11 protein-coding genes are annotated in these 12,038 nt (G+C 35.6%); 4 read left to right on the forward strand and 7 right to left on the reverse strand.

Going from position 1 to position 12,038, the window contains the following annotated elements; all coding sequences use genetic code 11:
* Positions 1 to 5 precede the first annotated feature (5 nt).
* The 3 genes from BHE19_RS05000 (at position 6) to dusB (ending at position 4,101) form a co-directional block, all read left to right on the forward strand.
* Entirely contained in the window at positions 6 to 1,673 is a 1,668-nt protein-coding gene (locus tag BHE19_RS05000) for a C45 family autoproteolytic acyltransferase/hydolase (protein WP_070906196.1), read from the forward strand.
* Positions 1,670 to 2,965, forward strand: coding sequence for a phenylacetate--CoA ligase family protein (locus BHE19_RS05005; RefSeq protein WP_070906197.1), 1,296 nt, complete (start codon positions 1,670 to 1,672; stop codon positions 2,963 to 2,965). The genes BHE19_RS05000 and BHE19_RS05005 overlap by 4 nt, the downstream gene beginning before the upstream one ends.
* A gap of 143 nt (positions 2,966 to 3,108) precedes the next feature.
* A complete protein-coding gene (gene dusB, locus BHE19_RS05010) occupies positions 3,109 to 4,101 on the forward strand; it encodes a tRNA dihydrouridine synthase DusB (RefSeq protein ID WP_017496887.1) in 993 nt (330 codons plus the stop codon).
* A gap of 56 nt (positions 4,102 to 4,157) precedes the next feature.
* On the opposite strand, the gene BHE19_RS05015 is transcribed toward dusB, so the two are convergent.
* The 4 genes from BHE19_RS05015 to rbfA all read right to left on the reverse strand — a co-directional run bounded on the left by BHE19_RS05015 (position 4,158) and on the right by rbfA (position 7,689).
* On the reverse strand, positions 4,158 to 4,520 hold the full coding sequence (locus BHE19_RS05015) for a DUF7716 domain-containing protein (protein WP_207544105.1): 363 nt from the start codon (positions 4,518 to 4,520) through the stop codon (positions 4,158 to 4,160).
* Entirely contained in the window at positions 4,499 to 5,926 is a 1,428-nt protein-coding gene (locus tag BHE19_RS05020; RefSeq protein WP_070906198.1) for an MATE family efflux transporter, read from the reverse strand. The genes BHE19_RS05015 and BHE19_RS05020 overlap by 22 nt, the downstream gene beginning before the upstream one ends.
* A gap of 169 nt (positions 5,927 to 6,095) precedes the next feature.
* Positions 6,096 to 7,295: an ABC transporter permease gene (locus BHE19_RS05025; protein WP_070906199.1), complete on the reverse strand. Its 1,200-nt coding sequence runs from the start codon at positions 7,293 to 7,295 to the stop codon at positions 6,096 to 6,098.
* A 1-nt stretch (position 7,296) separates the two neighbouring features.
* Positions 7,297 to 7,689, reverse strand: a complete 393-nt coding sequence (gene rbfA, locus BHE19_RS05030) for a 30S ribosome-binding factor RbfA (protein WP_070906200.1) — start codon at positions 7,687 to 7,689, stop codon at positions 7,297 to 7,299.
* A gap of 230 nt (positions 7,690 to 7,919) precedes the next feature.
* Between rbfA and BHE19_RS05035 the strand changes: the two genes are divergently transcribed.
* Positions 7,920 to 8,339 (forward strand): CBS domain-containing protein, encoded by a 420-nt coding sequence (locus tag BHE19_RS05035; RefSeq protein ID WP_070906201.1) that lies wholly within the window; start codon positions 7,920 to 7,922, stop codon positions 8,337 to 8,339.
* A gap of 132 nt (positions 8,340 to 8,471) precedes the next feature.
* On the opposite strand, the gene BHE19_RS05040 is transcribed toward BHE19_RS05035, so the two are convergent.
* The 3 genes from BHE19_RS05040 to BHE19_RS05050 all read right to left on the reverse strand — a co-directional run bounded on the left by BHE19_RS05040 (position 8,472) and on the right by BHE19_RS05050 (position 12,012).
* Complete coding sequence (locus BHE19_RS05040) at positions 8,472 to 9,725, reverse strand: murein hydrolase activator EnvC family protein (RefSeq protein WP_026110032.1); 1,254 nt, start codon at positions 9,723 to 9,725, stop codon at positions 8,472 to 8,474.
* A 23-nt stretch (positions 9,726 to 9,748) separates the two neighbouring features.
* Positions 9,749 to 10,534, reverse strand: a complete 786-nt coding sequence (locus BHE19_RS05045; protein WP_017496879.1) for a DUF4292 domain-containing protein — start codon at positions 10,532 to 10,534, stop codon at positions 9,749 to 9,751.
* A 125-nt stretch (positions 10,535 to 10,659) separates the two neighbouring features.
* Positions 10,660 to 12,012 (reverse strand): tetratricopeptide repeat protein, encoded by a 1,353-nt coding sequence (locus BHE19_RS05050; RefSeq protein WP_070906202.1) that lies wholly within the window; start codon positions 12,010 to 12,012, stop codon positions 10,660 to 10,662.
* Positions 12,013 to 12,038 lie beyond the last annotated feature (26 nt).

The raw sequence follows: 12,038 nt of genomic DNA on the forward strand, positions 1-12,038 counted from the left end.
AAGCTATGAAAAACCGAATTATATTCTTTTTATCTATCGGTTTTTTAACGATGCTCGCCTCTTGCGGAACATCAAAATCAATGCGGCATCAGCCTGAGATTGCCAAATACAATGCGACAAAACCTGTTGTCACTAAACTTTCCGACAGTATTTTTATTTCCGGAAAAAATTCGCTTTTAAAAAACAAGCAAGGCCTTTGGGAATTGTATGCCGAAGGCGATCCGTTAGAAATCGGACTCAACACGGGGGCTTTATCAGATTCGCTTTTAAAAAAACAAGAACGTATTTTCTTCTCTAAAATACAGGATATCGTTCCGTCAAAATTTCAGCAGAAACTCCTTCGTCATTTCCTGAAATGGTACAATCGAAAACTGTATTTGAATGTTCCGGAAGAATATCAAACCGAGATTTTCGGAGTTTCACAATATACCTCACCTGATTTTAATAACATTGCACCACAATACCATCGCAGTTTGTACCTGCATGCTGCACACGACATTGGTCACGCCTTGCAGGATTTAGCTTTAGTAGGCTGTTCGTCTTTTGCTGCATGGGGAGAAAAATCCGAAGACGGAAATTTAATCCTCGGACGTAACTTTGATTTTTATGTGAACGATGCTTTCGCCGAAAACAAAATCGTAGCGTTTATCAATCCGAAAGAAGGTCACAAATTTATGATGATTACCTGGCCCGGAATGATTGGTGCGGTTTCCGGAATGAATGAAAAAGGCCTAACGGTTACCATTAATGCCGGAAAATCTGAAATTCCGTTAATTGCCAAAACACCCATTTCAATTCTTACGCGCGAAATATTACAGCACGCCAAAAACATAAACGAAGCAATTGCGATTGCCAAAAAAAGAGCCGTTTTTGTATCCGAATCAATTATGGTGGGAAGTGCCGAGGATAACAAAGCCGTTCTGATTGAAGTCACACCTCAAAAAATGGACGTTTACGAGACTCCGAACGGCAATCAATTATTTTGTTCGAATCATTTTCAGGGAGAAGATTTAAAAAACGAAAAACGTAACCAGTTTCAAATGGCCAACAGTCATTCTAAATATCGTATGGAAAAGATGAAGGAACTTTTTTCTGAAAATCCGAAAATCGACCCTGAAATTGCCTCTAAAATTCTTCGAAACAAAGAGGGTTTAAATAATATAAATCTGGGATATGGTAATGAAAAAGCACTTAACCAGCTGATGGCTCATCACGGTGTTATCTTTAAACCTGCTACAAAACAGGTTTGGGTGTCTACAAATCCGTATCAATTAGGCGAATTTGTGTGTTATAATCTGGATAGTATTTTTAAAGAAAGAAAAACGGATCGCATTGTTTCCCTACAGCAAGTAAATTTAGACATTCCAAAAGATCCTTTTTTAGAAACAATAGCCTATAAAAATTACCAAAAATTTAGAGTCGAAGACCACAAATTCGATTTGTATCTGAAAAACAAAGAAACTATAAGTCCTGAATTCATACCGAATTACCAATCGTTAAACCCTAACTATTGGGTTGTGTATTACAAAGCAGGGTTGTACTTTTATCAAAAAAAAGAGTACCGTCTTTCTCAATCCAATTTTGAAAAAGCACTAACAAAAGAAATCACAACTGTTCCTGACAAAACAGTCATTGAAAAATATTTAAAAAAAATCAAAAGAAAATTACAATGATTCCATTAATAGAAAAAAATTCTCTAGAAGAAATTAAAATTTTTCAAGAGCAGAAGTTAGCGGAACTATTACACTATATCAGTCAAAATTCTCCTTTTTACAAACGTCTTTTCGCCGGACAAAATATTGACCTTTCGAAGATTAAAACCCTTGAAGATTTACAGCATTTACCCGTAACAACAAAAGAAGATTTACAAGAGTACAACGATGATTTTTTATGTGTTCCGCAACATCAGATTATTGATTATGCATCTACTTCCGGAACTTTGGGCGATCCTGTTACTTTTGGTTTAACCGATTCTGATCTGGATCGTCTGGCTTATAACGAAGCCATTTCGTTTGCCTGCGCCGGAATTGCCGAAGGTGATGTGGTACAACTGATGACGACAATTGACAGAAAGTTTATGGCCGGTCTGGCTTATTTTCTGGGATTGCGAAAATTAAAAGTGGGCGTAATCCGCGTTGGTGCCGGAATTCCGGAATTGCAATGGGATTCGATTTTAAAATACAAACCGTCTTACCTGATTACCGTTCCTTCCTTTTTACTGAAATTAATCGAATACGCCGAAGCACACGGAATTGATTACAACAACTCCAGCATAAAAGGCGCCATTTGTATTGGAGAACCTTTGCGAAATCAGGATTTTTCAATGAATACCCTGTCAAACAAAATCACTGAAAAGTGGAATATTAAGTTGTTCTCCACTTATGCCTCAACCGAAATGAGCACTGCTTTTACCGAATGCGAACACGGTGTTGGCGGTCATCATCATCCGGAATTGATCATTGTTGAAGTTTTAGATGAAAATAATATACCTGTAAAAGAAGGTGAAATTGGCGAATTGACTTTTACTACTTTAGGTATTGAAGCTATGCCTTTATTGCGTTTTAAAACCGGAGATATTGTTCAATTACACAATGCTCCCTGCGCCTGCGGGAGAAATACCTTGCGTGTTGGTCCGGTTGTTGGCCGCAAAAAACAAATGATCAAATACAAAGGCACAACACTTTATCCGCCTGCGATGAATGATGTTCTGAGCGGATTTGACAATATCGAAAACCATATTATCGAGATCTCTACCAACGATTTGGGAACCGATGAGATCCTGATAAAAATAGCCGTGAAAAATCAAACTCCTGAATTCTTGCAGGAGATCAAAGATCATTTCAGAGCCAAATTAAGAGTAACCCCAAAAATTGAATTCGCTCCAAAAGAAGCGTTGAATCCTTTAGTTTTTAACCCTATGAGCCGAAAACCTATTCGTTTTTTTGATTACAGAGTTACTGTTTAAAGTTGCTAAGATACTGAGATTCTAAGGTTCTAAGTTTTTCTTTTACTATTAAATAAGAATGAAAACTCAGAACCTTAGCATCTTAGAGACTTAGAATCTTTTAAATTGAACTAAATGTTGTAATTTTGCAAAAAATATTGAAGATGGTCAAGATTGGCAACATAGAATTACCCGAATTTCCTTTATTACTCGCACCGATGGAAGATGTGAGCGATCCACCGTTTCGCAGATTGTGCAAAACGCATGGTGCTGACTTAATGTATTCTGAATTTATTTCGTCGGAAGGATTAATTCGTGATGCTATCAAAAGTCGAATGAAACTGGATATTTTTGATTACGAACGTCCTGTTGGAATCCAGATTTTTGGTGGTGATGAAGAAGCAATGGCACTTTCGTCTAAAATTGTTTCTGCCGTAAAACCGGATTTGGTGGATATTAACTTTGGATGTCCGGTAAAAAAAGTGGTTTGCAAAGGTGCCGGAGCAGGAGTTTTGAAAGATGTCGATCTGATGGTACGTTTAACCAAAGCGGTGATCAGAAGTACCGATTTACCTGTAACGGTAAAAACACGTTTGGGCTGGGATGACAGCTCTATTAATATTGATGAAGTAGCCGAAAGGCTTCAGGATATTGGCGTTCAGGCCTTGACAATTCATGCCAGAACCCGTGCACAAATGTATAAAGGTCATTCTGACTGGTCGCACATTGCACGTGTAAAAAACAACCCGAGAATCACCATGCCTATTTTTGGAAATGGCGATATCGACAGTCCTGAAAAAGCATTAAAATATAAAAATGAATACGGTATCGACGGAATCATGATTGGTCGCGCTGCGATTGGTTATCCGTGGATTTTTAACGAAATCAAGCACTATTTTAATACCGGTGAGCATTTGCCTTCTCCTACCGTAATTGATCGTGTTGAAGCCGCCAGAAATCATTTGCAGTGGTCTATGGATTGGAAAGGCGAACGCTTGGGAATTGTTGAAATGCGTCGTCATTACACCAATTATTTCAAAGGAATTCACTCTTTTAAAGAATACAAACAAAAACTGGTTACTACTGATGAACCTGAAAATCTTTTCGCAGTTATGAAAGAAATTGAACAGGTTTATGCCGGGTATGAGTTTGTTTAAAATATAAAAAAGAGGAAGTTTCATTTACATGACTTCCTCTTTTTGCATAAAATCATTTAATTCTCAAACTCGAGAAATGCATCATTTTCATAATAAAAAATGAATGCATCAAACAATTGATTTATGGATGGATTTTCTAATTCTTCTATTGCATTTTCTACCACATCTTCAATACTTGCAGCATCCAAAGTTTCTATCCAACCCATTTTTTTTACTTGTTCTGGCAAATATTCATCTGAGTCTGGTGCAAAATCACGACTATCAAGTGAAAAAATTCCTAAGGTATCTAAATTCCATTGTCCTGAATTTGGTGGAAGATAAAACCAGTTTAAATTCTCTTCCGGATGTGATAATACGTCTCTAATACTTATTAATTCCATACTATTTTCACTTAAAATTAAACCTGAACACGTTTCCATTTTCCTTTTTTATAAAAGAAAATCCCTGCTAAAGTAATCGCAGTTTCAGCAACCGGAATGGCAATGAAAACACCTTTTGGTCCCATATTAAAATGTTTTGCCAGCACAAATGCCAACGGAATCTGAAACAGCCAAAATCCAAAGAAATTAATTCCTGTTGGTGTCCAAGTGTCTCCTGCTCCATTAAACGTGTTGATCAAAACCATCCCGATTCCGTAAAAAATAAATCCGATACTCATAATCTGTAACGCTTCAACAGCAATGGTTTTTACCATTTCGTCATTGGTGAAAAATGAGATGATATATTCTCCAAAACACAAGGTAATGATCATAATTGTTGCCATAAAGATGACATTGTATTTTGCTGTAGTATAAACAGATTTCTCCGCGCGCTCAATTTGTTTGGCTCCTAAATTTTGCCCCACCAAAGTCGCAGCGGCATTACTCAATCCCCAGGCCGGAAGAATAAAAAACATCATTATTCTAAGAGCCGTCTGATAACCTGCCGATCCGTGATCTCCTCCCGTTGTTGCCACCAGCTGTGCCAGAAAAATCCAACTGCAGGAAGCGATCACAAATTGTAATACGCCCGGTGCAGCAATTTTTACTAAAGCATTTATCTGTTTAAAATCCGGTAAGAGGTACGACATTTTAATTTTCAAAACTCCATTTCCGTAGAACAAATGATAAATTTGATACAGGACACCAATACTTCTTCCGGTAGTTGTGGCGATCGCAGCACCAAGTAAACCAAGTGCAGGAATTTCGGCAAAACCGTTAATTAGTATCGGGCATAAAATAATATTACAAATATTGGCAATCCAAAGACTTTTCATGGCGATTGCAGCATTTCCGGCACCACGGAAGATTCCATTAATCAGGAATAAAAGCGTAATACTTAAACTCGAACCAATCATAATCTGGGTATATCTAAAACCATGTTCAGCCGCGTCTGCAGATGCTCCCATTAAAAGGAGAATATCTTTGGCATAGATAATTCCAAAAATGCTTAAAAAAATACTTAACACAAATGCAATAACAATGGCCTGCATTCCTGCTTTTGCAGCAGCGACAGGATCTTTTTCTCCAATACGCCTTGCTACGACTGCAGTTGCAGCCATACTTAACCCGATGTCAATAGAATATATAATGGTTAAAACCGATTCGGTTAATCCGACCGTCTGGATTGCAAAACTGCTATGCTCCAAATGCCCGACAAAATACAAATCGACGAGAGCAAAAACAGATTCCATCATCATTTCCAAAACCATCGGAATGGCTAAGAGAATGACTGCTTTTTTAATGCTTCCTGCGGTATAATCAAAAGACTCATCTCCCTGGAGAGCCTGTTTTAAAGTCGTGTAAATTTTAGAAAATAGATTTTTCTGTATGGTAGTTTCTGTCATAATAAATTAAGATAAATGATAAAATTTGTCCAGATGCAACGATCTGAACTCAAAAAACAAACGTAAGTATCCTAATTATTCTAAAAATAAAATAGGACTAAGCAGAAACTATCATATGCTGTAGATTTTTAAGACGGTAAATATAGGTAATATTTTTCTGGTAGAAATACTAATCAAGAAGCTTTTTACTCACACGGCTGCTGGCAATTAAAGAAGCAACAAAACCAAGTGATACAATGGTTGCCATCACGATGAGTACATTTTCTAAAGTAAAAACGACCGGATAGGCCAAAGTGGGTGTCAGCATAATCAAATTGTATTCTTGTTGAAGCAATACTAAAATGATTCCCAGAACAAGACCAATTATACCTCCAAAAACACTTAACAAAGTTCCCTGAAGAAGGAATATTTTGCGTAAACTGGTGATTTCTGTTCCCAGGTTAAAAAGCGTTTTCAGATTGTGCTTCTTCTCTAAAATCATCATAATTAAAGCACCCACTAAATTAAAAAGAGCCACAATAATTACCAGTGTAAAGATCAGGTACACTACAATGTTTTCGGTATTGAGCATCTTATACAAAGATTCGTTAAGTTGTGCTCTGTTTTTTATGGTGATTTTATTTTTGAATAATTTTTCCAGCTGAGATCTGATCTCAGTTTCATTGGCGTTTTCTTTCAGATTGAATTCTATTCCGGAAATCTGGTTTGTTTTATACATCAGTAATTCCTGCGTCAGACCCAAATCAGCAAAAACATATTTTGAATCTAAATCTTCACTGATGGAGTAAATTGCAACTGGTAAAACATCTGTTTTATTGAATGCTTCTTCCGGATTTTCGATCGCTCCTTTTCCTGGTTTGGGTGCAAATATTTGCAAAGGATTTTCGAAATCAAGAATTCCTAACGAAAAATCACGAGCAATTCCATAACCAATAACCACCTGATAAGTATCCGGTTTTAGCCATTCTCCGTTAAAAAGTTTTTTCCTGATATCGTTAACAACAATATAGTTTTTGTCAACGCCTTTTAAGTAGGTTACCAGCTGTTTGTCTTTAAACAAAAACAAAACCCGTTCTTCGATAATCTTACTGTAGGAAGCAATTCCTTCAATGTTTTTAAGCTGAGTTTCCTGATCCGGCGTTACAAAAAACGATTTTCCGTAAGTGCTGCTTATTTTCAGATCAGGATCTATTTCGTTGGTGAACGAAAGACTGAAAACCTTTAGTCCGCTAAAAACGGACAAAACCACAAACAAAGCCATCGTTCCAACAATAATTCCCATGCTGGCAATACGATTGATGATATTGATAGCATTGTTTTTACTTCTGCTAAAAATATAACGTTTGGCTATGTAAAGGGGGAAATTCAATTTATGATTTTCTTCTTTTTTCTAAAAGATCACGGTTTTCAATTGGGTTTTCTCTGTTAGATAACGCATTATCAATCTTTTCGATATAATCTAAAGAGTCATCAATAAAAAACACCAGGTTAGGTACACGACGCAATTGCAAACGCACACGTTGTGACAAATCGTGTTTGATTAAAGTTGTATTTGACTTTATTCCTTCTAAAGTTTCTTGGGCTTTATCCTGAGGAAAGATGCTTAAATAAACTGTCGCCACAGATAAATCTGAAGTAACACTAACTTTGGATACTGAAATTACTAAATTAGTGATTCCGTTTTTTCGCACTTCACCTTGCAAAATATCAACCAAATCTTTTTGGATGACACCGCCTATTTTTTTCTGTCTGTTTGTTTCCATACTGCAAAAATACTATTTTTAAATTTCAATCGGTGCAATTTCAAATGAACAATAGGATGATTTTTGTATTCTCGTTCAATTTCTTTCAAAAATTGGTCTCCTTCTAAAGAAAATTTAGCCAATCCTCTACTTGTTTCAATATTTTGAGAAGTTGTAAAACATGATAAAGGTCATTTGTTTTATGTGAATTATTTCACAATTTTAATGGAGATAATACAACACTTCCTATTATGAAAAAGAGAGAACCTATCAGTCATATTATGACTAAAAGCGTCATTACTGCAAGTGAAAATGACGACCTTAAAAAAATCGTTGAACTTATAAAACAACACACTATCCGGCATATTCCAATCGTTAGAGGCAAAGAAGTAATTGGTATCATAAGCCGCACGGATATTAATCGCCTAACTTTTGGTGCTTTGTTCGAAGGACAGGAGGAGGCAGACGAAGCTATTTTAGAAATGCTCAGTATTTCTCAAATCATGACTTCAAAGCCAAAAACCGTTTCATCAGATACCAGTATTCGGGATTTAGCTCAAATTTTAGTTACGGAGGAATTTCACGCACTTCCCGTTGTCGACAATGGCAAACTTACCGGAATTGTAACGACAACAGATGTTATGAAATATTTACTTGAACAATACGATTAACTTTAAATAAAAAACCTTTTCACCAGTCTATTTCCGGTGAAAAGGTTTTTATTTAAGTTCTGAATCAACTTTATTATAACACGGTTTTGGAAACTTTTTAAAAGTTAAACTTAAAACTGCAGTTGACTACTATTATCTGTTTTGCAACCATCCTTCCGGATTGTTATTGGATGTATTTTGAAGAATCAAAAACTTAATGATTGTTTTTCCGGTGTCACCACTGGTTCTCACTTTTCCTATGCTTTGTTTTACATTTACTTTATCACCTTTCTCCACAAAAACCTGACTAAGATTTTGATAAACTGTAAAATAATCTCCATGCTGAATCATAACAGCTCTGTTGATTGGAGACAAAACAATTACGCTCGATACTACACCTTCAAATACGGCACGGGCACTTGCTCCTTGTTCTGTTGTAATCTCAACTCCTGAATTATGCACCGTTAATGACGGATAAAGAGGGTGAGGTTGATCACCATATCCTAATGAAATAAATCCTTTTTCTACCGGCCATGGTAATTTTCCTCTGTTGGCTTTAAAGTCGGCAGCTAAAATTTTTCCTTCCGGAGTCAATGCAATTTTAGAAGAAGAAACCGGAGTTTTAGATGCTGTCGAACCAGGATTTTCTTTTGCTCTTTCCAGGGCAGCTTTTCTGTTGGCTTCTGCAATGGCTTCACGAATCAAACGATCAATTTGTCTGTCGATTCTTTTGGCCTCCTGCTGTTTACTTCTCGTATCAGCAATAATTTTGTTCTTGTCTTTTTTAATCGAATTAACTAGTTTTTGCTGCTCTTTCTTTTCCGTTTCTAAACTTTGTTTTTCTTTTTCATTTTCAGCAATAATCTTCTTCTTCACAATACGCTGACCATTTAATCTGGCATTATAGTCTTCCAGCTCCGCGGTTTTAGATTGAATTTCTAATCCCTGGTTTTTTCTGAAATTGGTATATTGTTTCAAATATTGCGCTCTTTTGTAGGCTTGCAAAAAGCTCTCTGAAGATAAAATAAACATGGCTCTGCTTTGCTCAGATCGGCTTTTATATGATTTCAGAATCATTTTTGAATAATCTGCCTTTAATACTTCCAGCTCTTTTTTAAGTTTATTAACCTTAACCTGATTAATATACATATCATTACTCAAAAGTTTTTCCTGTTTTGCAGTAGTATTAATCAGCTTTTCTTTCAGCTTGATTTTATTGGACTGAATTAAATAAACATTTACTGCCGATTTTTCTTTTTTCTTTACCGATTGCAGCATCTTTTCATTATCTCTAATTTCCTGTTGAATCTGAGCTTTACGCTGTTCCAGTTTTTCTTGTTGCGAATCTTGTGCCCACATAAAAGTAGTGGCACATATAAAAATTAGGCTTAGGAGAAATTTTGGCATGTTTATATTTTCTTTTTGCAAATTTACTTAATTATAACTTTCTTATAACCACTTGGCACACTGTAAGGAAAAGAAAGTTCTTCGTTAAACGAAATCGTATTGTAATTTAAACTAATATTTGTTTTTCCTTTTGGCTGAATTGCACTGATTTCAATACTTGTTGGAAGTATTCCCTGATTGAAAACTTTACTGTCGGCATAGGAAATCTGCAGGAATCTGTTTTCTGATGGCTGTGAGATCTCTTCTTTTTGCAACAGGTATTTTTCAGGATCCAAATAGAATGATTTTTTCAAATTAGAATCTTTTTCATCTTCTAAACGAAAAAGATTATCTACTATAGTTTGGGCATATTTTCCTTTTCTCAAATCATCTAAAGCTTCACCAACCAACAGGTTCTGAACTTTACTGTAATCCAGTTCTGTTCCCAGCCATTTACTTAGACTTGTAAAATCGCCTTCGTAATAGGTCCCGTTTATTTTTTCGTAGTAGCTTACTGCTGTTGGCGTAATCAAAGCTTTTGCCATAGTAATACCCAGGAAACGAACACTTACTAAAATTTGTTTGTCTTTTTCAATTTTAATCTCAGCCGTAACATTTTGACTTTGTTTATCGTCAACATATCTCGCACCGGCTTTTACATACAGCGTTGAAAAATCTAACTTATTGTTGTAGTGATTCTCTATTACTTTTTTTTCTTCTTTTGGAGTAATTTCTTTTACTTCGCTGGTATTGTTCTGCACTGCAACCGCCTTTGATTTACAAGAAATCATAAAAACGGACAATACCGCTATCGCTATATATTTTTTCATTTACCGCCTTTTTTAATTTTGAATCTGGATAAATCAAAATCTGTTTAATTGTTTATAGTGTTGTTTCAGGTTGTCGAAAACTAAAAATCAAGATCTTAGCATGTAAGTACATCCCCCTCTTTCCTCTATTTTCTCTTTTTCAATAATTCATTTGCCTTCAAAAAGTATTCCTCTTTTTTCTTTGCATCTCCCAATCCATTGTAAGCCTCTCCTATTTGAATATTAAAATTTGCCTCTAGTGTTTTGTCCTCTACCACATAATCGAGTCCTATTTCTAAAACGGTTTTTGCGTTTTTAAATTGCTTTAACTGATTGTTTCCTAAACCGGCATAATAATAGAACTGCGGCTGACTTGGATAAACCTCTATCATGCTCATCGCTCTTTTTGTCATTGGCTCAAATTGTTTCGTCTGAGCATACGCTTCAAGCAAAAGCAAATTGGTTTCACGGTCTGTTTCTGAATTGGCTTTTAAATCTTTTTCATAATATTTAATCGCATTTTCAAACTGACCTTTACTGTGATAGAATTTTCCAATCTCTTTAGCCACATCCACATTAGGATCGTTATCAAAATACGAAATGGCTTTCTCTAAATCTGGAGCATACTGTGGATTTTTGTTCGTATAGATCAAAAACTCATTTAAGGTACGATGTTTTATTTTGGAATCAATTTTTGAACTTCCCAAAATTACATTCATTGCCTTAATCGCTTTATCAGCCTGATTGCCGTCCAGATACACTTTAAACAAACTTACCTGCGCCCATTCTGAAGTTGGAATTTCCTTTGCCAGTTGTTTCGCAACATTTAGCGCCTTATCTGTTTCTTCTGATTTTGAATATAAAAAAATCAGATTTACATAATTTGATTCTTCTTTTGGATGCTGCTTTATCTGCTCAATCAAATTATCAATTTCTGCATTTTGATATTTCCCCTGAGATAAGATTTGCAATCTATAGCGATCACGATCTTCTGATTTCCCATACTTCTCATTCATTTCATTGATCGCCACCAACGCTTTGTCAAACTGATTGGTGATCATATACAGCGAAATCAAATCATCTTTGTACTCTTCATCGAAAACCATTATTTTCTGAATGGTTTCAATCGCCAAAGGATAATTTTTGGTTTCATAACTTACGTCATAAATTCCCAACCAATACCATTTGTTTTTAGGATCAAGCTGAGTTGCTTTTTCAAACGAATCCTGTGCACTTCGATAATCTTTTAAGGACAGATAATTTTTCCCTAGTTCAAAATAAGCTACCGCATCATTGGGTTTTAGTTTGATACACTTTTGTAATGAAGTGACAGCCTTATCATAATTTTCAATTCCTTTTTGTTTCAACGATTCATAAAAAGCATCCTGATACTCATCGGTTGCCATAGCAATATCTTCCGGCTCTGTTTGAGCCATAACCGAAATGGGATTGCCAAGCAAAACGAAAAATAAAATTGCGATAACTCCTTTTTGTATCATTTTTTTAAATTTATTTTTAAACAAAA

This window comes from Flavobacterium tructae (genome assembly GCF_001853485.1).
Lineage (GTDB): Bacteria > Bacteroidota > Bacteroidia > Flavobacteriales > Flavobacteriaceae > Flavobacterium > Flavobacterium tructae.